The organism is Pseudactinotalea sp. Z1748, assembly GCF_049725185.1.
In the GTDB taxonomy this organism is placed as follows: Bacteria; Actinomycetota; Actinomycetes; order Actinomycetales; family Beutenbergiaceae; genus CALKWS01.
Genome location: NZ_JBMPQB010000003.1, coordinates 357,716 through 380,936, shown reverse-complemented (window position 1 = coordinate 380,936; position 23,221 = coordinate 357,716). Strand labels below are relative to the sequence as shown.

The 23,221-nt window shown below is 70.9% G+C and carries 21 protein-coding genes and 1 riboswitch; of the genes, 20 read left to right on the top strand and 1 reads right to left on the bottom strand.

Going from position 1 to position 23,221, the window contains the following annotated elements:
* Positions 1–4: 4 nt before the first annotated feature.
* From ACO0LU_RS09115 to ACO0LU_RS09030, 18 genes are all read left to right on the top strand, one after another.
* Positions 5–1,327 (top strand): dihydroorotase, encoded by a 1,323-nt coding sequence (locus ACO0LU_RS09115; protein ID WP_424791051.1) that lies wholly within the window; start codon positions 5–7, stop codon positions 1,325–1,327.
* Entirely contained in the window at positions 1,324–2,532 is a 1,209-nt protein-coding gene (gene carA, locus ACO0LU_RS09110) for a glutamine-hydrolyzing carbamoyl-phosphate synthase small subunit (protein ID WP_424791050.1), read from the top strand. Before ACO0LU_RS09115 ends, carA begins: the two co-directional genes overlap by 4 nt.
* Positions 2,532–5,894 (top strand): carbamoyl-phosphate synthase large subunit, encoded by a 3,363-nt coding sequence (carB, locus tag ACO0LU_RS09105; RefSeq protein ID WP_424791049.1) that lies wholly within the window; start codon positions 2,532–2,534, stop codon positions 5,892–5,894. Before carA ends, carB begins: the two co-directional genes overlap by 1 nt.
* Positions 5,891–6,784, top strand: a complete 894-nt coding sequence (pyrF, locus tag ACO0LU_RS09100; RefSeq protein ID WP_424791048.1) for an orotidine-5'-phosphate decarboxylase — start codon at positions 5,891–5,893, stop codon at positions 6,782–6,784. Before carB ends, pyrF begins: the two co-directional genes overlap by 4 nt.
* A gap of 112 nt (positions 6,785–6,896) precedes the next feature.
* Positions 6,897–7,208, top strand: coding sequence for an integration host factor, actinobacterial type (mihF, locus tag ACO0LU_RS09095; protein ID WP_424785964.1), 312 nt, complete (start codon positions 6,897–6,899; stop codon positions 7,206–7,208).
* Positions 7,201–7,782, top strand: coding sequence for a guanylate kinase (gmk, locus tag ACO0LU_RS09090; RefSeq protein ID WP_424791047.1), 582 nt, complete (start codon positions 7,201–7,203; stop codon positions 7,780–7,782). Before mihF ends, gmk begins: the two co-directional genes overlap by 8 nt.
* Before the next feature lie 50 nt (positions 7,783–7,832).
* Positions 7,833–8,096: a DNA-directed RNA polymerase subunit omega gene (gene rpoZ / locus ACO0LU_RS09085; RefSeq protein ID WP_424791046.1), complete on the top strand. Its 264-nt coding sequence runs from the start codon at positions 7,833–7,835 to the stop codon at positions 8,094–8,096.
* A gap of 7 nt (positions 8,097–8,103) precedes the next feature.
* A complete protein-coding gene (coaBC, locus tag ACO0LU_RS09080) occupies positions 8,104–9,381 on the top strand; it encodes a bifunctional phosphopantothenoylcysteine decarboxylase/phosphopantothenate--cysteine ligase CoaBC (RefSeq protein WP_424791045.1) in 1,278 nt (425 codons plus the stop codon).
* Between the two features lie 100 nt (positions 9,382–9,481).
* Complete coding sequence (gene metK, locus ACO0LU_RS09075) at positions 9,482–10,684, top strand: methionine adenosyltransferase (RefSeq protein ID WP_424791044.1); 1,203 nt, start codon at positions 9,482–9,484, stop codon at positions 10,682–10,684.
* Between the two features lie 69 nt (positions 10,685–10,753).
* Complete coding sequence (locus ACO0LU_RS09070; protein WP_424791043.1) at positions 10,754–12,904, top strand: primosomal protein N'; 2,151 nt, start codon at positions 10,754–10,756, stop codon at positions 12,902–12,904.
* Positions 12,905–12,970: 66 nt separating this feature from the next.
* Positions 12,971–13,912: a methionyl-tRNA formyltransferase gene (gene fmt, locus ACO0LU_RS09065; protein WP_424791042.1), complete on the top strand. Its 942-nt coding sequence runs from the start codon at positions 12,971–12,973 to the stop codon at positions 13,910–13,912.
* Positions 13,905–15,464: an RsmB/NOP family class I SAM-dependent RNA methyltransferase gene (locus ACO0LU_RS09060; RefSeq protein ID WP_424791041.1), complete on the top strand. Its 1,560-nt coding sequence runs from the start codon at positions 13,905–13,907 to the stop codon at positions 15,462–15,464. Before fmt ends, ACO0LU_RS09060 begins: the two co-directional genes overlap by 8 nt.
* A gap of 46 nt (positions 15,465–15,510) precedes the next feature.
* Positions 15,511–16,176, top strand: a complete 666-nt coding sequence (gene rpe / locus ACO0LU_RS09055) for a ribulose-phosphate 3-epimerase (protein ID WP_424791040.1) — start codon at positions 15,511–15,513, stop codon at positions 16,174–16,176.
* 69 nt (positions 16,177–16,245) lie between these two features.
* Positions 16,246–16,381: riboswitch (FMN riboswitch) on the top strand.
* 84 nt (positions 16,382–16,465) lie between these two features.
* The gene (locus tag ACO0LU_RS09050) at positions 16,466–17,239 is read left to right on the top strand and encodes an ABC transporter permease (RefSeq protein ID WP_424785955.1); all 774 of its coding nucleotides are present in this window, start codon (positions 16,466–16,468) and stop codon (positions 17,237–17,239) included.
* Between the two features lie 8 nt (positions 17,240–17,247).
* Positions 17,248–18,336: an ABC transporter substrate-binding protein gene (locus ACO0LU_RS09045; RefSeq protein ID WP_424791039.1), complete on the top strand. Its 1,089-nt coding sequence runs from the start codon at positions 17,248–17,250 to the stop codon at positions 18,334–18,336.
* A gap of 20 nt (positions 18,337–18,356) precedes the next feature.
* Positions 18,357–18,620, top strand: coding sequence for a phosphoribosyl-ATP diphosphatase (locus tag ACO0LU_RS09040; protein ID WP_424791038.1), 264 nt, complete (start codon positions 18,357–18,359; stop codon positions 18,618–18,620).
* A gap of 28 nt (positions 18,621–18,648) precedes the next feature.
* Positions 18,649–19,491, top strand: coding sequence for an ATP phosphoribosyltransferase (gene hisG, locus ACO0LU_RS09035; RefSeq protein ID WP_424791037.1), 843 nt, complete (start codon positions 18,649–18,651; stop codon positions 19,489–19,491).
* A gap of 98 nt (positions 19,492–19,589) precedes the next feature.
* On the top strand, positions 19,590–20,060 hold the full coding sequence (locus tag ACO0LU_RS09030; protein WP_424785951.1) for a PH domain-containing protein: 471 nt from the start codon (positions 19,590–19,592) through the stop codon (positions 20,058–20,060).
* Here ACO0LU_RS09030 and ACO0LU_RS09025 read toward each other — a convergent pair.
* The gene (locus ACO0LU_RS09025) at positions 19,992–21,104 is read right to left on the bottom strand and encodes a DUF3866 family protein (protein WP_424791036.1); all 1,113 of its coding nucleotides are present in this window, start codon (positions 21,102–21,104) and stop codon (positions 19,992–19,994) included. The two genes, ACO0LU_RS09030 and ACO0LU_RS09025, sit on opposite strands and share 69 nt — an antisense overlap.
* Positions 21,105–21,229: 125 nt before the next feature.
* Here ACO0LU_RS09025 and ACO0LU_RS09020 point away from each other — a divergent pair, with 125 nt between their 5' ends.
* Both ACO0LU_RS09020 and ACO0LU_RS09015 read left to right on the top strand, forming a co-directional pair.
* Positions 21,230–22,207 carry a helix-turn-helix transcriptional regulator gene (locus ACO0LU_RS09020; protein WP_424791035.1) on the top strand — a complete coding sequence of 326 codons (978 nt, stop codon included), beginning with the start codon at positions 21,230–21,232 and terminating at the stop codon, positions 22,205–22,207.
* Positions 22,197–23,189, top strand: coding sequence for a helix-turn-helix transcriptional regulator (locus ACO0LU_RS09015; protein ID WP_424791034.1), 993 nt, complete (start codon positions 22,197–22,199; stop codon positions 23,187–23,189). The genes ACO0LU_RS09020 and ACO0LU_RS09015 overlap by 11 nt, the downstream gene beginning before the upstream one ends.
* Positions 23,190–23,221 lie beyond the last annotated feature (32 nt).

Genomic DNA, 23,221 nt, shown 5'->3' with positions numbered 1-23,221 from the left:
GTCGATGCCGAACAGTTACCTGGTGCGTGGTGCCGCGCTCCTGGGGGGTGAGCCCACGGATCTGTTCCTGACCGAGGGTGCCATCGCCGCCGTCGGCGCCGAGGCCGGAACGGCCACCGACGGCAGCACGCAGGTGGTCGACGCTCGCGGCCTGATCGCCCTGCCCGGGCTGGTGGACCTGCACACCCACCTTCGGGAGCCGGGCCGGGAGGACGCCGAGACGGTGGCCTCCGGGACCAGGGCCGCTGCGGCCGGAGGCTTCACCTGCGTGCACGCGATGGCCAACACCGATCCCGTGGCCGATACCGCCGGCGTGGTCGAGCAGGTGCTGCACCTGGGCGATGCGGCCGGCTGGGCGCAGGTACGTCCGGTGGGCGCGGTCACGGTCGGTCTGGCCGGGACACAACTGGCCGAACTCGGCGCGATGGCCGACTCAGCGGCTGCGGTGCGGGTCTTCTCCGACGACGGAAAGTGCGTGTCCGACCCGGTGCTGATGCGCCGGGCACTGGAGTACGTCAAAGCCTTCGACGGCGTGATCGCTCAGCACGCCCAGGAGCCGCGGCTCACCGAGGACGCGGTGATGCACGAGGGGCGGGTCTCGTCCCGGCTGGGCCTGACCGGCTGGCCGGCCGTCGCCGAGGAGGCGATCATTGCCCGCGACGTGCTGCTCGCCGAGCATGTCGGCTCGCGGGTGCACATCTGCCATCTGTCCACGGCCGGGTCGGTCGATATCGTGCGCTGGGCCAAGGCCCGCGGCATCGCGGTGAGCGCCGAGGTCACTCCGCACCACCTGCTGCTCACCGATGACCTGCTCACCGACTACGACCCTGCATACAAGGTGAACCCGCCGCTCCGGACGGCCGAGGACGTCGCCGCGGTGCGCGCGGGCCTGGCGGACGGCACCATCGACATCGTCGCGACCGACCACGCGCCGCACACGGTGGAGGACAAGGACTGCGAGTTCGCTGCGGCCGCCTTCGGGATGACCGGCCTGGAAACGGCCGTGAGCGTGGTGGTCGAGGCGATGATCACCTCGGGCGAGCACGACTTCGGTTGGTCCGATATCGCCCGGGTACTCTCCAGCGCCCCGGCGCGGATCGGCGGGGTCACCGGGCAGGGCCAGGATCTGGTGGCCGGCGCTCCGGCGAACCTGACCCTGATCGACCCGGGCGCACGCACCGTGGTGGACCCGCTGACCCAGGCCACCGCCAGCCCGAACAGCCCCTATGCGGGACGGACCCTTCCCGCGGCAGTGGTGGCCACGTTCTTCCGCGGACGGCCCACCGTCCTGGACGGGCAGCCGCAGGATGACCGGAGGACCTCATGAGCAACCCGAACGAGCCGGCCTACGGTGAGCGCGAGGCACTCCTGGTGCTGGAGGACGGCACCCTCGCCCGCGGGCGGGCCTACGGAGCCCGGGGCACCGCCCTGGGAGAGATCGTGTTCGCCACCGGGATGACGGGCTACCAGGAGACGCTCACCGACCCCTCGTACCACCGTCAGATCGTGATGATGACCGCCCCGCACGTGGGCAACACGGGCATGAACAGCGAGGACCCGGAGTCCCAGCGGATCTGGGTGAGCGGATTCGTGCTGCGCGACCCGGCCCCACGGGCCTCCAGCTGGCGGGCCGACGCCGAACTCGAGGATGAACTGCGCGAGCAGGGTGTGGTGGCCATTGCCGAGATCGACACCCGGGCCATGACCCGGCACCTGCGCGAACTCGGCGTGATGCGCGCCGGTATCTTCTCCGGACCCGACCTGCCCACCGTCCCCGGGGCCCAGGGTGTGGCCGCACTCGTCGAGCGGGTCCGGGCCATCCGGCCGATGGCCGGGCAGAGCCTGTCCGAGGAGGTCAGTACCTCCCGGGCCTATACCGTGGAACCGCCCGAAGGAACCCCGGTGCGCGGCACCGTGGTCGCGGTGGACCTGGGCATCAAGGCGATGACGGCGCAGCGACTGACCGAGCGGGGGCTGCGGGTGCACGTGGTGCCCGCGACCACCACCCTCGACGAGATCCTGGAGCACCGCCCGGACGGGGTGTTCTTCTCCAACGGTCCCGGTGACCCTGCCGCTGCCGACGCGCAGGTGGACCTGCTCCGCGGTGTCCTGGAGGCCGGCATCGGCTTCTTCGGCATCTGCTTCGGCAACCAGTTGCTGGGCCGCGCCCTGGGCTATGACACCTTCAAGCTCGACTACGGGCACCGCGGACTGAACCAACCGGTCCGGGATGTCCTGACCGGGAAGGTGGAGATCACCACCCATAATCACGGCTTCGCCGTCGACGTTCCGGTGGGTGAGCCCTCGAACTCCCCATACGACGGCGGCCGCTACGGCCGGGTCCGGGTCTCGCACGTCTCCCTGACCGACGGTGTGGTCGAGGGCCTGCAGTGCCTGGACATTCCCGCCTTCTCCGTGCAGTACCACCCCGAGGCCGCCGCCGGACCGCACGAGGCGGCCTACCTGTTCGACCGGTTCGTGGCGATGATCGCCCCCGAGACGGCGGCCATGTCCGCCGGTGAGGACACCTGATGCCCCGTCGCACCGACATCTCCAGCGTGCTGGTGATCGGCTCCGGGCCGATCGTGATCGGCCAGGCCGCTGAATTCGACTACTCCGGGACCCAGGCCTGCCGGGTACTGCGCGAGGAGGGCCTGCGCGTGATCCTGGTCAACTCCAACCCGGCCACGATCATGACCGATCCCGAGTTTGCTGACGCGACCTACGTCGAACCGATCACCCCCGAGGTGGTCGCCTCCATCATCGCCAAGGAGCGGCCGGACGCGGTATTGCCGACACTGGGCGGACAGACCGCGCTGAACACCGCGATCGCCCTGGACGAGTCCGGGGTGCTGGCGGAGTACGGCGTGGAGATGATCGGGGTCAATACCGCCTCGATCCACCTGGCCGAGGACCGGGAGGCGTTCAAGGAGGTGGTGGAGCGCTGTGGTGCCGAGAGCGCCAGGTCCACCATCGTGCACACCCTGGAGGAGGCTGTCGCGGCGGTTGAGGACCTGGGCTACCCGATCGTCGTGCGCCCCTCCTTCACGATGGGCGGGCTCGGCTCGGGCATCGCCTTCGACGAGGAGCAGTTGCGCCAGATCGCCGGCACGGGCCTGCACTACTCGCCTACCACTGAGGTGCTCCTGGAGGAGTCGATCCTGGGGTGGAAGGAATACGAGCTCGAACTGATGCGCGACTCCGCGGACAACGTGGTCGTGGTCTGCTCGATCGAGAACGTCGACCCGGTGGGGGTGCACACCGGTGACTCGGTGACCGTGGCGCCGGCAATGACGCTGACCGACCGGGAATACCAGAAACTGCGGGACGTGGGCATCGCGGTGATCCGCGAGGTCGGTGTGGACACCGGCGGCTGCAACATCCAGTTCGCCGTGCACCCGCGCACCGGCCGGGTCGTGGTGATCGAGATGAACCCGAGGGTGTCGCGTTCCTCCGCGCTGGCCTCCAAGGCCACCGGTTTCCCGATCGCCAAGATCGCCGCCAAACTGGCCACCGGGTACACCCTGGACGAGATCCCGAACGACATCACCTCACCCGGAGGAGCGCTGCCGCCGGGGTCGGCGCGGGAAGGCAGGCCCCCGAGCACGACCGCGGCGTTCGAACCCACACTGGACTACGTGGCTGTCAAGGTGCCCCGGTTCGCCTTCGAGAAGTTCCCCGCAGCCGATCCGATGCTGACCACCACCATGAAGTCGGTGGGGGAGGCGATGGCGCTGGGACGCAACTTCACCGAGGCACTGCAGAAGGGGTTGCGTTCGATCGATGCCCCGGAGATCGCCTTCGACTACTCCGGTCCTGCACCGGACGCGGACGCCACGGCCGAGTTGCTCGAGGCGATGGCCACCCCGACCCCGGACCGCCTGATGCAGGTGCAGCAGGCGCTGCGCGGAGGCGCCACCGTGGAAGCGATCGTCGAGGCGACCGCGATCGACCCGTGGTTCCTGGACCAGCTGGTCCTGCTGCAGGAGGTGGCCGAAGAGCTCGCCGGGTCCCAGCGCCTGGACCGTGACGTGCTCGCCCGAGCCAAACGGCACGGGTTCTCCGACGTCCAGATCGGCGCGATCCGCGGCCTGAGTGCCGCGACGGTGCGGGAGTTGCGCAACGCCTTCGACCTGCACCCGGTGTACAAGACGGTGGACACCTGTGCGGCGGAGTTCGCGGCGCGCACTCCCTACCACTACTCGACCTACGAGTCCGAGACCGAGGTGGTACCGCGGGACCGTCCCGCCGTGCTGATCCTGGGATCGGGACCGAACCGGATCGGGCAGGGGATCGAGTTCGACTACTCCTGCGTGCACGCCGCACTCGCGCTGCAGGAGCAGTACGAGACGGTGATGATCAACTGCAACCCCGAGACCGTCTCCACCGACTACGACACCGCGGACCGGCTCTACTTCGAGCCCCTCACCCTCGAGGACGTGCTGGAGGTCTATCGCGCCGAGTGCGCGGTGGGCGAGGTTGCCGGAGTGATCGTCCAACTCGGTGGGCAGACCCCGTTGTCGTTGGCGGCGGACCTGGAGGCTGCCGGCCTGCCGATCTGGGGCACCCCTCCGGGTGCGATCGACGCCGCCGAGGACCGCGGCCAGTTCGGCCAGGTGCTGGTCTCGGCCGGCCTGCCCGCGCCCGCGTTCGGGACCGCGATCTCCCTCAACCAGGCCAGGGAGGTGGCCGACCGGATCGGCTACCCGGTGCTGGTGCGGCCCTCCTACGTGCTGGGGGGACGCGGCATGGAGATCGTCTACGACGAGGCGCAGCTCGGGGACTACCTCTCCCGTGCCACCGGTGTGCACGGGGAGCACGCTGAATACGCCGCGCTACCGGCCCCGGTCCTGGTGGACCGGTTCCTGGACCAGGCCATCGAGGTCGACGTCGACGCCATCTACGACGGCGAGGAGTTGTTCCTGGGCGGGGTGATGGAGCACATCGAGGAGGCCGGGATCCATTCCGGAGACTCATCCTGCGTGCTCCCCCCGATCACGCTCTCGGACTCCATGGTGCAACGGATCCGTGCCTCCACCGAGGCCATCGCGGCCGGGGTCGGGGTACGGGGGCTGTTGAACATCCAGTTCGCCCTGTCCGCGGACGTGCTCTACGTGCTGGAGGCCAACCCGCGTGCCTCCAGGACCGTTCCGTTCGTGTCCAAGGCCACCGGCGTCCCACTCGCCAAGGCCGCGGCACTGGTGATGTCGGGCACCACGATCGCGCAGTTGCGCGCCGACGGGCTGTTGCCCCAACAGGACGCCGCGGCCACCGGCGTGCATGCACCGATCGCGGTGAAGGAGGCGGTGTTACCGTTCAAGCGGTTCCGCACCGCCCAGGGCAGGGTGGTCGACACCGTGCTCGGGCCGGAGATGCGCTCTACCGGTGAGGTGATGGGCTTCGACGTGGACTTCCCGTTGGCCTTCGCCAAGTCCCAGTCGGCCGCCTTCGGTGGGCTGCCGGAGAGCGGCACCGTGTTCGTCTCCGTGGCGGACCGGGACAAGCGCTCCCTGGTGCTGCCGGTCAGCCGGCTGGTCGAACTCGGCTTCACGATCCTGGCCACCAGCGGCACCGCCAGCGTGCTGCTGCGCAACGGGATCCCGTGCACCGTGGTGCGCAAGGCCTCCGACGGCCCGGGCCCGGGCGGTGAGGGCACCATCGTGGACCTGATCAACGCCGGCGGCGTGGACATGGTGGTGAACACACCCGGCTCCCGGCGAGCCCGCGCCGACGGGTATGACATCCGTGCCGCGACCACCGCGGCGGATAAGGCCATCGTCACCACCACCCAGCAACTCAGCGCCGCCGTCCAGGGCATCGAGGCACGCCGGCGCGGCCCGTATGAGGTCCGGTCCCTGCAGACCTACGCCCAGGTCGACCGGGTCGGGCCGTGAGCGCGGACTCCGCCGCGGCGCCGGCCCAGGGAAGCACCGGGTTCGGCAGCAGGCTGGCCGCGGCGATGGACGCGCGCGGTCCCCTGTGCGTGGGGATCGACCCGCACCCGCAACTGCTGGCGCACTGGGGCCTGGACACCGGAACGAGCGGCGTGCGTGAGTTCTCCCTGCGCGCCCTGGAGGCGGTCGGCCCGCACGTGGCCGCCGTGAAACCGCAGGCGGCCTTCTTCGAACGGCTCGGCAGCGCGGGCTCGGCCCTGCTGGCCGAGGTGGTGCAGGCGGCTCGCTCGGCCGGGGTGCTGTGCATCGTCGATGCCAAGCGCGGTGACATCGGCTCCACGATGGCGGCCTACGCGCAGGCCTTCCTCGGCGACGACTCGGATCTGGCCGGCGATGCAGTGACCCTCTCCCCGTTCCTGGGCTATGACTCCCTGGCACCTGCACTGGACCTGGCCCGCCGCACCGGCCGTGGGGTGTTCGTGCTCGCCCTGACCTCCAACCCCGCCGGTGCGACCATCCAGCACGCCCGCGCCGAGGACGGACGCACCGTGGCTGCCACGATCGCCGCCCACGCCGCTCGCAGCAACGCCACCGAGGTGGCCGCCGGTGCCCCCCTGGGCAGCGTCGGACTCGTGGTCGGGGCCACCGTGGCGAACGCTCCGGAGATCACCGGAACCGACCTGGCCGCCGTGCGGGGTCCGTTGCTCGCCCCGGGGCTGGGTGCTCAGGGCGCCAGCGCCGCCGACCTGCCCGGCACCTTCGCAGACGCGATCCCGGCGGTGCTGGCCACCGCCTCCCGCAGTGTGCTGGGTGCCGGACCCGACCCGGCCGCGATGGCCCGGACTGCTCGTGCCCTGGCCGGGGAACTGGCCGAGGTCACCGGTCGCTGATGCCGACAGACCCAGGGACCGGCACCGAGGGCATGCGCGGTTCGATTGAACTGCCTACCCGCTGTGGGCTAGGTTGCAACTCATCCCATTCGTCGAATCGAGGTCGAGCACCGTGGCCCTACCGCCGTTGACACCCGAACAACGAAGCGTGGCGCTGGAGAAGGCAAAAGCCGCACGTGCCGCGCGCGCCGAGGTGAAGAACCGCCTGAAGTACTCCGGAGCCACCCTCTCGGAAATCCTGGAGGAGGGACGCAGCGTCGACGCCGTCGGAAAGTTGAAGGTCCTCGCCCTGCTGGAGTCCCTGCCCGGAGTCGGAAAGGTGACCGCACGCTCGGTGATGGGCGAGATCGGCATCTCCGAGTCCCGCCGGGTACGCGGCCTCGGTCCGCACCAACGTGCCAAACTGGTTGAGAAGTTTGGCTGAGCACGACCTACCCGCCACCACCCACTCCCGCCTGACCGTCCTGGCCGGCCCTACCGCGGTGGGGAAGGGCACCATCTCAGCCGATGTGCGTCGCCGCTATCCCCGCGTCTGGCTCTCGACCTCGGTCACCACCCGCCCGCCCCGGCCCGGAGAGGTCGAGGGCGTGCACTACCACTTCGTCAGTCCCGAGCGCTTCACCCGGATGCAAGAACAGGGGGAGTTGCTGGAGTGGGCGGTGGTGCACGGCCGGAACTCCTACGGAACCCCGCTGGCGCCTCTGCAGGAGCGGCTGCGGGCGGGGGAGCCGGCGTTGCTGGAGATCGACCTGCAGGGTGCCCGCCAGGTGCGGATGCGCATGCCTGATGCGCGGTTCGTCTTCCTCGCCCCGCCCAGTTGGGCCGAACTCGTGCGCCGCCTCACCGGACGGGGCACCGAGGATGCCGAGGAACGCGAGCGCCGCCTCGCCACCGCGAGGGTGGAGATGGCCGCGGTGGATGAGTTCGACCACATCATCGTCAACGACGATGTGGCGCGCGCCACCGATGAGTTGGTTTCCCTCATGACCGACGGGTAAGATGGGTCGCTGGACCATCTATCGACGTCGCGTGAGGATCACTGAACACCATGGCAGGAACTGTCGCTGCACCCGAGGGCATTACCGACCCACCCATCGACGAACTGCTCGAGGCTGCTGACTCCAAGTACGCCTTGGTCATCTACGCGGCCAAGCGCGCCCGGCAGATCAACTCCTACTACGCCCAGCTCAACGAGGGGCTGCTGGAGTACGTGGGTCCGCTGGTGGAGACCGAGCTCCAGGAGAAGCCGCTCTCGATCGCGATGCGGGAGATCAACGAGGGTCTGCTCACGGTCGAACCCAACAAGGGCTGAGTCCCTCGTGCGCATCATCCTCGGTGTCTCCGGGGGGATCGCCGCGTACAAGGCAGTCCTCGCGCTCCGCCTCCTCACCGAGGCCGGCCACCAGGTGCGGGTCATCCCCACCGAATCCGCGCTGGCGTTCGTGGGAAGGCCCACCTGGGAGGCACTGTCGCACCAGCCGGTGACGACATCGGTCTTCGACGGCGCGGACACCGTCGATCACGTGCGGCTGGGCCGGGAAGCCGACCTGGTGATCGTGGCACCGGCGACGGCGGACCTGCTCGCCCGGGCCGCCACCGGGCGTGCCGATGACCTGCTCACCGCGACCTTGCTGACCGTGCACTGCCCGGTGCTGATCGCCCCAGCCATGCACACCGAGATGTGGCACCACCCCGCCACCCGGGACAACGTGGCCACCCTGCGCCGCCACGGTGCGCATGTGCTGGACCCGGACAGCGGGCGCCTCACCGGTGCCGACACCGGCCCCGGACGCCTGCCCGAACCCGCTGACATCGTGGCCGCGGCCCTTGCACTGGTGCACCGGGACGAAACCCCCGGCGCCGCCGCCGGTCCACAGGCCGTGGCGCCGTCGGCGCCCCTGGCCGGGTGCACCGTGGCGATCAGCGCAGGCGGCACCCGCGAGCCCCTGGACCCGGTCCGCTTCCTGGGAAACCGGTCATCGGGCCGGCAGGGCCTGGCCCTGGCACGGCTCGCCGCGGACCGGGGTGCCACGGTTCACCTGGCTGCGGCGAACGTCGAGGCCGCCCTGCTGGCGGACCTGCCACCGCAGGTCCGGATCGAGCAGGTGGAGACCACCGCGGAGCTCCAGGCGGCGATGACCACCGCCGCAGCGAACGCCCACGTGGTCATCATGGCCGCCGCCGTGGCCGACTTCCGGCCGGCCAGCATCGTCGAGGCCAAGATCAAGACCCACGACGCCGACGGCAACCGGCGGCAGACCCCGGCGATCGAGTTGGTGGCCAATCCGGACATCCTTGCTGCCCTGGTGGCCTCCCGGCCGCCCGGGCAGGTCGTGGTCGGCTTCGCCGCGGAGACCGGTGCCGATTCCGCCGAGGTGCTGGAGCACGGCCGCGCAAAGGCACGCCGCAAAGGGGCGGACTTGCTCGCCGTCAACCGGGTGGGTGCGGGCGCCGGATTCGGGGATGTCCCGAACGAGGTGGTCATCCTGGACTCCGACGGCGGCGAGATCGGCCGCGCCGGGGGCACCAAGACCGAGGTGGCGGCCGGAATCCTGGACGCGATCGCCGCCCGCCTGGGCTCGGCCGCGCGCTCCTGAGCGAACGTCGCCAACGGCGAGGCTGGAAGGGATTGCCCGGAACGCGGGCGTGCCCCGGTCCCGACGGGCTCGTGTGGGCGCGAACCACTAGGCTCGCGTCGTGAGTATTCGACTGTTTACCTCCGAGTCCGTCACCGAAGGGCATCCGGACAAGATCTGCGACCTGATCTCCGACTCCATCCTGGACGCCATGCTGAAGCAGGACCCGGCCTCCCGGGTCGCCGTGGAGACGATGGTCACCACGGGGCTGGTGCACGTAGCCGGTGAGGTCACCACCGACTCCTACGTGGAGATCCCGCAACTGGTTCGTGATGTCATCACCGAGATCGGCTACACCTCTTCCGACATCGGCTTCGACGGTCGCTCGTGCGGCGTGTCGATCTCCATCGACCAGCAGTCTGCCGAGATCGCCGCCGGGGTGGACACCTCCCTGGAGACGCGCCAGGGCACCGCAATCGACGACCAGGACCTGCAGGGCGCGGGGGACCAGGGCCTGATGTTCGGTTACGCCTGCTCCGACACCCCCGAGTTGATGCCGCTGCCGATCCTGATGTCGCATCGGATCACCCAGCGTCTGGCCGAGGTCCGCAAGCAGGGCATCGCGGCCGGCCTGCGACCCGATGCCAAGACGCAGGTCACCATCGGCTACGAGGGCGAACGCCCGGTGACGGTGGACACCGTGGTGCTGTCCACGCAGCACGAGGCGCACCTGGACCCCGAACGCGACCTACCGCCGCTGCTGCGCGAACACGTGATCGATCACGTGCTGGGCGGGTTCGCCGCGGGCATGGACCTGGACGTCTCCGACGTCACCACGCTGATCAATCCCTCCGGTGCGTTCGTGCTGGGCGGGCCGATGGGCGATGCCGGGCTGACCGGCCGCAAGATCATCGTCGACACCTACGGCGGGATGGCCCGGCACGGAGGCGGGGCGTTCTCCGGAAAGGATCCCTCCAAAGTTGACCGTTCGGCCTCCTACGCGATGCGTTGGGTGGCCAAGAACGTGGTTGCCGCCGGTCTGGCCAGCCGTTGTGAGGTCCAGGTCTCCTACGCGATCGGTCGGGCCCACCCGGTGGCGGTGTACGTCGAGACGTTCGGGACCGAGACCGTTCCGGCGCAGTCGATCCAGAACGCCATCACCGAGGTGTTCGACCTACGTCCGCTGGCGATCATCGACCACCTCGACCTGATCCGGCCCATCTACGCCGCCACCAGTAACTACGGCCACTTCGGCCGCGAGGTACCCGAGTTCACCTGGGAGCGCACCGACAAGGTGGCGGACCTGCGAGCAGCCGCCGGCTGAGCACCGCCGCACCTGGACCGGCACCGCGACGGGTTTCCCGCTGTGGGCGCTTCATGGTGGGATCGGCACATGAGCACCCACCAACCCGCCCTGCTTCAGGTGGATGCTCCCGGCCCCGAATCCGAAACTGGCCCCGGGCTCGTGGCCCAGGTTCTGGTGGTGACCCCGCTGGCGCACCTGGACCGCCCCTTCGACTACGCCGTGCCACCGGAGATGTCGGCTGCAGTGCGTCCCGGGGTCAGGGTCAAGGTCCGGTTCGCCGGTACCGAACGCGATGGCTTCGTCATCTCCCTCGGCCCACCGGCCACTGCCGGGCGTGCCCTGTCGCCGCTACGGCGGGTGGTCTCGGACCTGCCGGTGCTGACCGAGGAGGTGTTGGCCCTGTGCCGGGCGGTAGCCCGGCGGTACGCCGGCACCGTCACCGACGTGCTGCGCCTGGCCGTCCCGCCCCGGCACGCCGGCGCCGAGAAGGCGGCCCTGCAGCGCATCCTCGCCGCGAGCGGGCAGGGCCAAGCGGACGCCGACGACGACTCCCCCGCCCAGCAGGCCCCGTCCGGTGGCGACGGGGTCGGCCCGGGCTCGACCCAGGAGGTCAGCTGGCCCACGGTCACGGCGGTCGCGGATGAGCAGGTGTGGTCGCCGTATCCCGGGGGTTCTGCGTTCCTGCGCCGGCTGGCGGCGGGGGAGTCGCCCCGCGCGGTCTGGTCGGCGCTTCCGCGCGCCATCCAGGGAGCCCACTGGGCCGAGGCGATCAGCCACGCCGTGCTGGCCACCTGCACCTCCGGGCGATCCGCCGTCGTGGTGCTGCCGGACACCACGGACGTGCACACCCTTGGCGCTGCCCTGACCCGCGTCGGCGTGGCGCACGAGGTCCTCGCCGCCGATCAGGGCCGCTCGGCCCGGTACCGCCGGTTCGTCCTCGCCCTGACCGGACAGGTGCAGGTGGTGATCGGGACCCGGTCAGCCGCCTTCGCGCCGGTGCCTGACCTGGGCCTGGTGGTGTGTTGGGACGACGGTGACGACTCCCTTGCGGAGATGCGCACCCCGTACCCGCACGCCCGCACGGTGCTGGTCCAGCGTGCCACCGGTGCCGGCGCCGGTGCGCTGATCGGGGGGTACGTCCGCACGCCGGCGGCCCAGTTGCTGGTGCAGCAGGGCTGGGCCCGGTCACTGCACGCCGACCGGACCACCGTGCGTGCCGCGGTCCCCAGGGTACAGGCACCCGGCGAGGTGGAACTGGAAGCGGAGGGCCCGGCCGGGCGGGCTCGCATCCCCGGGGTGGCGTGGCGGTTGCTACGGAGCGGTTTGCAGTCCGGCCCGGTTCTGGTCCAGGTGCCGCGCAGGGGGTACCTGCCCGCGATCTCGTGCGCGGGCTGTCGCACCCCGGCCCGGTGCCGGGCGTGTCACGGCCGGCTGCGCCTACCGGCCCGGGGAGCCACACCCGGGTGCGGTTGGTGCGGGCGAATCGCGACCGGCTGGCGGTGCGCCGAGTGCGGGCGCGCCGAACTGCGGTCCGCCCGCGTGGGTAGCGACCGAACAGCGGAGGAACTGGGCCGCGCCTTTCCCGGTGTGCCGGTGCTCGTCTCCGGCCGGGACGGGGGAGTGGTGCCCGGTGTCGATGACCGGCCCCGGCTGGTGGTGGCCACCCCAGGGGCCGAGCCGGTGGCCGAGGGCGGCTACTATGCCGCCGCGCTGCTCGATGCGGCGGTGACCACCGAACGTCCCGAACTGGACGCCGGGGTGGAGGCATTGCGGCGGTGGTTGCGGGCGGCGGCGCTGGTGCGATCGGCCGCGGACGGGGGCGGGGTGATCCTGCTCGGTCACGGTGCCCCGGTGCCGTCCCAGGCCCTGGTGCGGTGGGACCCCATCGGGCTGGCGCAGCGCGAACTGGATGAGCGGGCCGAACTGGGCTTCCCCCCGCAGGCCCACATGGCCGCGCTGTCCGGCCCGGCTTCCGCGGTGCGCTCCTTCCTGCGTGCGCTGCAACTGCCCTCTGGTGCGGAGGTGCTCGGGCCGGTCGAACTGCCCGGCGTCCCGCAGGCCGAGGGCTCCGGCTCCGGGCCGCAGGCGGAGGAAACGATGGTGCGCGCCCTGGTGCGCGGGCCCCTGGGCCAGGGCGAGCCCATCAACATCGCACTGCTGCACACCCAGGCCCACCGCAGTGCGCGCAAGGAGCCGGGTACCGTCCGGGTCCAGGTGGACCCGGTGCAATTGTGGTGAGGGCCAGCACCTAGACTCGGGAGGCCGCCACCGGGTGCGGCCGTGGACGAGGGAGAGGCGAGATCGATGCGCGTGCTGTTCTGCGGGACTCCCGCCGTGGCGGTGCCGACGCTTCGTGCCCTGCTGGACAGCGACCACGACGTGGTCGGCGCCCTGACCCGCCCTCCCGCGCCGGTGGGGCGGCGCCGCCGGTTGACCCCCAGCGCGGTACACCAGGCAGCATCGGAGCACGGTCTACCGGTCGTCACCACCGACCGGCCCCACGGCGAGGATGAACTCGCACAGATCACCGCCCTGGAACCCCAGATCAGTGCCGTGGTCGCCTACGGCGCGCTGCTGCGCGAGCCCGCCCTGTCCGCGCTGCCCCACGGATGGGTCAACCTGCACTTCTCCCTGCTGCCGGCCTGGCGCGGTGCTGCTCCCGTCCAGCACGCGATCCGGGCCGGGGACACCCGGACCGGAGTGAGCACCTTCCGGATCGAGGCCGGGCTGGACACCGGCCCGGTGTATCTCACCCAGGACCATCCGATCCGCCCCTGGGACACGGCGGGAGAGCTGTTGACCGAGCTGGCCGATGTGGGTGCGCCGCTGCTCGTGCGCACCCTGGATGAAATCGAAGCCGGCACCATTTCGCCGGTTCCGCAGCCGGAGACCGGGGTCAGTCACGCCCCACGACTCAGTGCCGCCGACGGGCACGTCAACTGGTGCGCGCCGGCACAGGTGGTGGACCGGCAGATCCGGGCCACCACACCGGCACCCGGGGCCTGGACGACCTATGAGGGCCGCCGGATGAAGATCGGGCCGGTCCGTCCCGATGCGCAAGCCGCTGCCCTGGCGCCCGGGGTGCTCGAGGCAGGCGCGCAGGCCGTGCTGGTGGGCACCGCCTCCACCCCGGTGCGCCTGACCGATCTGGCGCCGGCCGGTAAGGGATGGATGGATGCCACCGACTGGGCCCGCGGAGCCAGGTTGCCCAGCGACGCCCGGTTCGAGGGGACCGATGATGACTGAGGAGCACCGCGGGCGCCGGGGCACCGGCCGGCCCGGGCCGCGAAGGGGGCCGGACGGCGCGCGAGGTGGGCCGAGGCGTGGGGACCGGCGGCAGACCTCGGGCCGGCCCAGCCGCGGGGGCACGTCCGGTACGCCCGGGCCCCGTGCAGGCAGCCGGAATCCGCGCGCACAGGCTTCCCCCGCGCGCGTGGTGGCACTGGAGGTGCTCACGGCGGTCGCCGAGTCCGACGCCTACGCCAACCTGGTGTTGCCACCGTTACTACGCGAACGCGGAATCAGCGGGCGTGATGCGGCGTTCGCCACCGAACTCACCTACGGCACCTTGCGACTGCAGGGCCGTTATGACGCCATCATCGGCCTGGTCTCGGACCGGGCGGCCAGGAGCCTGGACCCGGCGGTGGCCCGGGTGCTGCGGCTGGGCGCCCACCAGATCCTGGCCATGCGCGTGCCGAACCACGCCGCCGTCTCGGAGTCCGTCGCCCTGGCACGCGGCTCCATCGGGGCCGGCCCGGGCAACTTCGTCAACGCGATTCTGCGCCGGATCAGCGAACATGCACTGGAGCACTGGCTCACACAACTGCCCAGCCCGGTCACGGACACCGGACTGGACGTGGACGCCGCCGCCATGGTCCACTCCCACCCGGCCTGGGTGGTCCGGGCCATCCGGGCCGCACTGGGACCGGAGGCCGGCGCGGACCAGGTCGAGGCGGCGCTGGCGGCCAACAACACCGCGCCCGCGGTTTCGTTGTGCCTGCGTCCCGGCCTGGCCGTTCCCGGGGACCTGCCTGCCGACACCGCCACACCGGGCCGGTGGGCGCCGACGGCGCAGATGCTGGCCTCCGGGGACCCTGGCGCCTTGGCCGCCGTGCGCGCCGGCACCGTCGGCGTACAGGACGAGGGGAGCCAACTGGTCACCCTGGCCCTTGCGGACACCGATCTGGAGGGCACCGACTCCACCTGGCTGGACCTGTGCGCCGGCCCGGGCGGGAAATCCGCACTCCTGGGCGCCCTGCTCGCCGAACGCGCGCCCGAAGGCGTGCTCACCGCGAACGAACTGGCCCCGCACCGGGCGGCGCTGGTGGCCGACTCGGTGCGGGCGGTGCGAGGCGTACTGCCGGGACTTCAGGTGCGCACCGGTGATGGTCGCGACGTGGGCACCGCCGAGCCCGGTCGGTACGACCGCGTCCTGGTCGATGCGCCGTGCACCGGCCTGGGGGCGCTGCGCCGTCGGCCCGAATCCCGGTGGCGTCGCACCCTGCAGGACCTGGCCGCACTGACCACCCTGCAGCGCGAACTGCTCACCTCGGCCCTGCGCGCCGTCCGTCCCGGGGGAGTGGTGGCCTACGTCACCTGCTCCCCGCATATGGCCGAGACCAGTGTGGTGGTCACCGACGTGCTGCGAGACTTCCCCGGCGCCACGCTGCTGGACGCCGCTGCCGCGCTCGGCCGGGTCTCGGTCACCCCGCCCGGTGACCTCACCGGGCCGATGGCGCAACTGTGGCCGCACCGGCACGGCACCGACGCGATGTTCCTGGCACTGATCCGGCGGTGACGGCCACGGCCATGAGGTGCCGGTCGAGGAAGTAGGCTGGCGAGCCATGGCGATCCTCATCTCACCAAGTGTGCTGAACGCGGACCTGTCCCGCCTCACCGAGGAGGTCGAACGGATCAGCGCCGCCGACTTCGTGCATCTGGACGTCATGGACAGCCACTTCGTCCCGAACCTGACGTTCGGGTTACCGGTGGTACGGGCACTGTTGGAGCACGTCTCCACCCCGGCCGATGTTCATCTGATGATTGAGGACCCGGACACCTGGGCGCCGCAGTTCGCCGAGGCGGGTGCGGCCTCGGTCACCTTCCATGCCGAGGCGTCCGTCGCCCCGATCCGGCTGGCCCGGCGGCTGCGTGAAGCAGGTGCGCGCGCCGGGATCGCGCTGAAACCCGACACCCCGGTGGAGCCCTACCTGGACCTACTCGGCGAGTTCGACATGGTCCTGGTGATGACGGTGGAACCGGGGTTCGGCGGCCAGCCGTTCCTGAGTTCGATGCTGCCGAAGATCACCCGGGCCCGACGTGCGATCGAGCAAGCCGGCCTGGACGTGTGGGTGCAGGTGGACGGCGGCGTCTCCCGGGACACGATCGCCCAGGCCGCCGGCGCCGGTGCGAACATGTTCGTCGCCGGATCCGCGGTGTACCGGGCCGCGGACCCGAACGCGGAAATCGCCGCCCTGCGCGACCTCGCCACCGCCGCCTACCCGGCCTGACGGGCCTCCCGGGGAAAGCGCCGTGCGGGCACAACCGGACCCGGATGTGGCACACTAAGGCCAGCAAGAGACGTGCTCCGGGGTCGGTGAAAATCCGAACCGGCGGTGATAGTCCGCGACCCGGCCGACGCATTCGTGCGGCGGGCGGTTGACCTGGTGGAATTCCGGGACCGACGGTTAAAGTCCGGATGGGAGGATGCACGCGGCGCCGATACGTATCGGCGCCGGCCGAGGTTGCGCCGCGCAACCCAGGCGGACCCCGGGTCACGCCTGGGAAGGAGAGGCCGCCGTGGCCCGCAGCACCGTCACCTTGGTGGCGCCCCGAGCAGGACCCGCGCTGAGCGTCCTGGCCCCGGTGGTGGCCGGCATCTCGGTGCTGCTGGGCTGGGAACTCCTCGCGTGGTCGTTGGACTCCCGTTCCCTGCCAGCGCCCAGCGCCCTGGGCCCGCGGCTGCTCACCGAGTGGCGTGAGGGCGGCCTGGCCGGATACGCCACCACCACCATGGCCGAGGCACTGCTGGGGTGTCTCATCGGGTTCATGGTCGCGGTGCCGCTGGGTTACCTGATCGCCCGCTCGGCGGCTGTCTCCGCCGCCCTGGGACCCTACGTTGCCGCGACCCAGGCGATCCCCGCCGTGGCGCTGGCGCCGTTGCTGGTGCTGTGGATCGGGTACGGCCTGGTGCCGATCGCTCTGTTGTGTGCCCTGCTGGTCTTCTTCCCGATCCTGATCAACACGACCCTCGGCCTGACCACGCTGGACCCCGATGTCATCGATGCGGCCCGGGTGGACGGAGCCGGCCGGGGCCGGTTGCTCTGGCACATCGAGGCACCGCTGGCGCTGCCGTCCCTGCTCGCCGGGGTACGTAACGGCTTCGTCCTGTCCGTCACCGGCGCTGTGGTCGGGGAGTTCGTGATGGGCGGTCAGGGTCTGGGGATGCTGCTCACGGTTTACCGGGACCGGCAGGACACCGCCGGCCTGTTCGCCGTCCTCATCGCACTGTCCGTGTTGGCGATGACCTTCTTCTTCGCGATCCGCTACCTAGAACGACGACTGCGTTGGTAAGGAGAACCATGAACGCACCCGCCGCCCTCCGCCGCTCCCGCCCCCGCATCCGCGGCCACCGGGTCCGACGGCGTACCACCCGCGCCCGGGGGACGATCGCTGCGGCCGCACTCGCCGTCGCCGTGCTGGCCGGCTGCGCCGGACAGTCCGGGCCGGGGGATGTGGAGGGAGCCGGCGCCGGGCAGCAACCCGACGCCGCGGAGTCGACCGAGGTGACCATCGGGCTGACCTACATCCCCGATGTGCAGTTCGCGCCGTTCTACCTGGCGCAGGACGCCGGATACTTCGAGGCCGAGGGTCTGGAGGTGGACCTGCGCCACCACGGCGCCTCGGAGTCGCTGTTCGGCGCTCTGGAAGCGGGAGAGGAGGACGTGGTGATCGCCGGGAACGATGAGATCCTGCAGGCGGTCAGCCACGGCACCGACGTGGTGTCGCTGGCCACCATCTACCAGGACTACCCCGTGCAGATCTTTGTGCCGGCCGACTCCGAACTGACCGAGGTCGCTGATCTGGCCGGGCGCAACCTCGGGGTTCCCGGGCCTTTCGGACAGAGTTGGTTCGGGCTCCTGGGCTACCTGGACCGCGCCGGTCTGAGCGAGGATGAGGTGAACATCGAGCACGTGGGTTTCACCTTGTTCAACGCGCTGTCCGAGGGTCACGTGGACGCCGTGGTGGGCTTCGTCACCGCCGACGCCGCTGCCTTCGCCACCGCCGACTTCCCGGTGCGCACGATCGCTGATCCCGACGTGCTCCCTCTGGTGAGCGTCGGACTGGGTGCCTCGCAGGAGTGGCTCAACGACCACTCCGAGGCCGGACCCGGTCTGATCCGGGCTGTGGAACGAGCGGTGGATGACATCCGCGCCGATCCGCAGGTAGCCGTGGACGCTGCCAGCGCGCACATCCCCGGGACCATGACCGACCAGGATGAGGCAGCGGCACTGCTCACCGCGGAGGCGATGGTCGAGCTCTACGGCACCGGAGAGTTCGGCGCGCAGGACCCGGAGGCGTGGGAGGAGATGGCCGAGTTCATGGACCAGGTGGGACTGCTCGACGAGCCCGTCCCAGCAGATGAGGCCTACACCACGCAGTGGCGCTGAGCGCAGTAGGCTGGGCTTCCGTGAAGACGTTCGAGGAGCTGTTCGATCAACTGCAGCAACGTGCTACCGACCGCCCGGCAGGTTCGGGCACGGTGGCGGCCCTGGATGCCGGTGTGCATACGATCGGGAAGAAGGTCATCGAGGAGGCTGCCGAGGCCTGGATGGCGGCCGAGCACGAGAGTGCCGAACGCACCGCGGAGGAGATCTCCCAGTTGCTCTACCACCTTCAGGTGCTGATGCTCGCCCGCGGGCTGACCCTGTCCGACATCTACCGCCACCTGTGACCACCCGGCGCTGACCAAGGAGAGACGCGTGCTGCGAATCGCCGTCCCGAACAAGGGATCTCTCGCCGAGCCCGCCAGCCACATGCTCCGTGAGGCCGGCTACCGCCAGCGTCGCGACGGACGCGAACTGGTGCTGCCCGACCCCGACAACAACGTGGAGTTCTACTTCCTCCGGCCCCGCGACATCGCGGTTTACGTAGGGGCCGGAACCGTGGACGCGGGCATCACGGGCCGGGACCTGCTGCTGGACTCCGGGGTGGACGCGGTGGAACACCGTGCGCTGGGCTTCGCCGGCTCCACGTTCCGGTTCGCCGCCCCGGCCGACCAGATCGCAACCGTGGCCGACCTCGCCGGTAAACGCGTCGCCACCTCCTACGCAACCCTGGTCGATGACCACCTGAGGGCCCGGGGCATCGAGGCCGAGGTGGTCCGGCTGGACGGGGCGATCGAGTCGACCGTGCGCCTCGGGGTGGCCGATGCAGTGGCCGATGTGGTCGAGACCGGGGCCACGCTCCGAGCCGCGGGACTGGAGGTATTCGGTGAGCCGATCCTGCAGTCCGAGGCGGTTCTGATCCGCCCGGCCGGGCCGGAGGCTCCCGGGCTGGTGGTCCTGGATCGTCGCGTGCACGGGGTGCAGGTGGCCCAGCGGTACGTCCTGATGGACTATGACTGCCCGGTCAGCGTGGTCGAGCGTGCGGTCTCGGTGACGCCCGGTTTCGAATCACCCACCGTTTCGCCGCTGCACGACAAGGGGTGGGTGGCGGTCCGGGCGATGGTGGAGCGGGACCGCACCAACCAGATCATGGATCAGCTCTACGAGGTGGGTGCCCGGGCCATCATCGTGACCTCCATCCACGCCAGCAGGATCTAGCGGCACCATCCCGCCCGGGCTGCGCACGAGCAGGTGGCCGCTGCGGATGCGTCCCGGCAGCCACGGATGCACGATGGAGCAGGAGGTCGCAACGCACCATGTCCCGCCAGGACGATCCGTACCGGCCCTTCCGGCCGCGCGCCACGCGCGTGATCATCCCCATCCTGTTGGTGGCCTGCATCGCCGGATCCGCAGCAATCATCGTGCGTCTGGTGCAGTTCTCCGGTGACTACTCCGCCCAGATCCTCTCGGTCGTCCTGGTGCTGGCCCTGGTGGTGAGCTTCCTGCTCCGGGTGCTGGCGATCCGCGCCGTCCCCGACACCGAGGGGCTGCGGGTGTACAACATCGTGCTGCGCCACCACCTGCCCTGGCAGCGGATCGTCTCGGTGCACTTCGGGGACCGGTCCTGGGTCCAACTGGACATCGCTGACGGCACCACGTTGTCGGTGATGGCGGTCCAGCGCGCCGATGGGACCTACGCCCGCCAGGAGGCCGCCCGGTTATCGGCCCTGGTCACCGCCGCTGAGGGTGTGGGCGAGGACCCCGGCCACCGCCGCGGTCAGGAATGAGGCCGGGTCCTGGTCCAACCCACGTCCCATGGTGGACAGCGGTACCGGGCTCTGCGCCAGCGCCTCGGAGAGCCCGTCGGTGCCGACCGGATACAGGCGGTGCCCCGCCGCGGTCAGCGCACCGGACTGCTCCTGGATTCGATCGGCCACCTCGGCCAACGCGGCCGGCAGTACCGGAACCGGGATGTGCACCGGACGCAGCGCCACCTTGGTCAGCGCGGTCAGGGAGTGGTGCGAGATGCCGTAGTGACGGGTGCGCCGGTCGGCGCCGGAGACCCGCAACACCGCCACCGGGGCGCCACCGAGAGCCGCGGCGGCGTTCAGGGCCTCGCCCACGGCCACCCCGGAGAAGCCCCAGGCGGTCCCGGTACCCACGTTCCCGGGGCCCTGGGCCACGACCACCAGATCTGCGCCCAGCACGTGCCGGGCGACCAGGAGGCCGGTGTGAACGTTCACCGCTTCGTGGTCTCCGCCGAAGGCCTGCCCCACCGAGATGGTCCCGATCAGCCAGTCTGCCTCGCGCAAGCCTGCCACGGCGCGGGAGAACCACACCGGCAGCGCGGCGTCGTCGGTCATCAGATAGGCGACCCTGGGCCTGGCTGCACCGGCCTGTCCGGCCGCCCACCGGGCGCCGGCCAGCACCGCCGGGAGGGCGGAGTGCAGGTCCGCCACCACCACCGGCAGACCGTTCAGGTCAGCCGCGTCAGCCAATTGGGAATGGAACGGGGACTCCTGCTCATCGGCCGCGAGCACCATAGTCTGCAGCGGGGTATAGCGGGACTTGATGATGTGGCCGGGTCCGGGCGGTGGATCCGGGGGCAACCGATCCGGGAGCGCCACCACGAAGGCGTATCCGCCGGTACCCAGGCCGCGGGCCAGGGCGGTGGTGTTCAGCAGCACCCGGTCGCCCGGGCGCGGATGTCCCACCAGATCGGGGTAGGCGAGGGCGCGTAGCGTCTCATCGCCCACGCTCACCTGCACCTCGATCGACCCGGTCCAGGCCCGACCGAGTTCGGTCACCACACCCTCGCGCCACGTGATCACCTGGGCAACCTACCCGCTTCCCGGCGCTCCCGGGCTGTGATGACCGGCGCACTGGCGCCTCACGGGCACGGTTTCGAGCCAGGGCTGCGGTGCTCCACCCGCAGGTTCGGCATTAGCCTGGGGGTATGAGTGCACGCCTGGACGCCGCCGAACGGCTGCTGGCGCTGGTGATTGCGCTGTCCCACACCACCCACCGGATGACGAAGGGGCAGATCCGTGCGGGCGTGGCCGGGTACGCCGATGCCCGGTCGGATGAGTCCTTCGAGCGCATGTTCGAGCGGGACAAGGACACCCTGCGCAGCCTGGGCGTGCCCCTGGTCACGCTGACGGACCCGACCCACGAGGATGATGTCGGCTATCGCATCGACACCACCGCCTACGCACTGCCGGCGGTCGACTTCACCCCGGCGGAAGTGGGGGTGCTCTCGCTCGCGGCCCGGGTGTGGCAGGACTCGCGACTATCGGCCCAGGCCCAGCGCGGCCTGACGAAACTGCGGGCCACCAGCGCCAGCGCCCAGGAACTGGAGCCCGCCCTGGCGCTCCGGGTACGGGGCCCCGATGCTGCCTTCGACGAACTTCTGGAGGCGATCATGGCCCGCCAGGCCGTGCAGTTCGACTACCGGGCGGCCAACACCGGGACCGTGGCCCGGCGCACCGTGGAGCCGTGGCGATTGTTCGCCAAGGACCGGGGTTGGTACCTGGTCGGATTCGACCGGGACCGGGACGCCCAGCGCCGTTTCCGGCTCTCCCGTATTGCCGGGCGCGTGCACCGGGAAGGGCCGGCCGGTGTCGTCGTCATCCCCGGCCCGGAGGCTGGCCGGGACCAGGCCCCGCGCACCCGGGTCCGGGTGGGGGTACTGCCCGAGCGGGCCGCAGCGCTGCGGGTCAGGGCCACCGCCCCCGCGCAGCCGGACCCGGAGGGGAGGCGAGAGGTGCTGGAGATCGACGCTGCCGACCCCGAACTGATCGCGGAGGAGCTCGCCGGGTACGGCGAGGCCGTGGTGGTGCTGGATCCGCCGCAGGTGCGCGAAGCGGTGTTGCGACGGCTCCGGGCGATCGCGCACGTCCACCCCGGGCAGGACGGAGTACCCCGTGCGGGCTGAGAACTCCGCGGACCGGGTGGTGCGTCTGCTGGCTCTGGTGAGCTATCTGGACGATCACCCCGGGGTGAGGGTGGCCCAGGTCGCAGAGCACTTCGGCGTCAGCGAGGCCCAGGTGCTCAAGGACGTGGACACGTTGTGGGTCTCCGGTACTCCGGGGTATCAGCACAACGACCTGATCGACTTCGCCGCCGATGATCATGAGCGCAACATCCTCACCCTGATCGAGCCCCAGGGGATGGAGACCCCGTTGCGACTCGGTGCCGTCGAGGCGGTGTCGCTGCTGGTGGCGTTGCGCTCCCTGGCCGAGACCGCGGGGGCGGGGGAGCAGGAGGTGGTCGCCTCGGCGCTGGAGAAGCTCACCGCCGCTGCCGGGAGCGCCGCGCACGCGGCCCGGTCTATCGATGTAGGCACGGGCCGGTCCGGATCCGACGGGATCGATGATCGGCTGGACCAGGTGCGTATCGCGATCGAACAGGGCCGCCAGCTTCACCTGAGATATGTCTCGGCTGCCGACGTGGTCTCGCATCGCACGGTGGACCCGTTGCGCTTGCTGACCGACTCCCAGCGCTACTTCCTGCACGCGTGGTGCCACCGCGCACAGGACCTGCGCCAGTTCCGGGTGGACCGCATCCTGGACCTGGAGGTCCTGGAGGCATCGGCTGCCGACCATTCCGACCTGCACACCGCCGACACACCCGATCCGGAGCTGGCCAGCGCGCGCTGGCGGGTCCGCCTGGAACTGGCGTCCCGGGCCCGGTGGGTAGCCGAACAGTTCGAGGTGGCCGGGGTGACCGAACTCGGCGAGGGCCGCTTCGCCGTACAGATCGATGTGGTGGACCCGTCCTGGTTGCGCAACCTGGTCCTATCCCTCGGCCCCGACGTCTTGGCGGTGAGCCCGCCCGAGGTCGCCGCGGAACTGTCCGCCTTCGCTCGCCAGGCGCTGGGAGCCTACGACGAGGACGCGGCAGCCACCGGTCAGTAGCGGTGGGACCCGCGCATGGCCGGGGGCGCCTA

Excerpts from the sequence above, each read along its gene's own strand:
- ACO0LU_RS09115 (WP_424791051.1), top strand. The coding sequence starts at position 5 with ATGCCGAACAGTTACCTGGTGCGTGGTGCCGCGCTCCTGGGGGGTGAG.
- carA (WP_424791050.1), top strand. The coding sequence starts at position 1,324 with ATGAGCAACCCGAACGAGCCGGCCTACGGTGAGCGCGAGGCACTCCTG.
- carB (WP_424791049.1), top strand. The coding sequence starts at position 2,532 with ATGCCCCGTCGCACCGACATCTCCAGCGTGCTGGTGATCGGCTCCGGG.
- rpoZ (WP_424791046.1), top strand. The coding sequence starts at position 7,833 with ATGGCAGGAACTGTCGCTGCACCCGAGGGCATTACCGACCCACCCATC.
- ACO0LU_RS09070 (WP_424791043.1), top strand. The coding sequence starts at position 10,754 with ATGAGCACCCACCAACCCGCCCTGCTTCAGGTGGATGCTCCCGGCCCC.
- fmt (WP_424791042.1), top strand. The coding sequence starts at position 12,971 with ATGCGCGTGCTGTTCTGCGGGACTCCCGCCGTGGCGGTGCCGACGCTT.
- ACO0LU_RS09060 (WP_424791041.1), top strand. The coding sequence starts at position 13,905 with ATGACTGAGGAGCACCGCGGGCGCCGGGGCACCGGCCGGCCCGGGCCG.
- rpe (WP_424791040.1), top strand. The coding sequence starts at position 15,511 with ATGGCGATCCTCATCTCACCAAGTGTGCTGAACGCGGACCTGTCCCGC.
- ACO0LU_RS09045 (WP_424791039.1), top strand. The coding sequence starts at position 17,248 with ATGAACGCACCCGCCGCCCTCCGCCGCTCCCGCCCCCGCATCCGCGGC.
- ACO0LU_RS09030 (WP_424785951.1), top strand. The coding sequence starts at position 19,590 with ATGTCCCGCCAGGACGATCCGTACCGGCCCTTCCGGCCGCGCGCCACG.
- ACO0LU_RS09020 (WP_424791035.1), top strand. The coding sequence starts at position 21,230 with ATGAGTGCACGCCTGGACGCCGCCGAACGGCTGCTGGCGCTGGTGATT.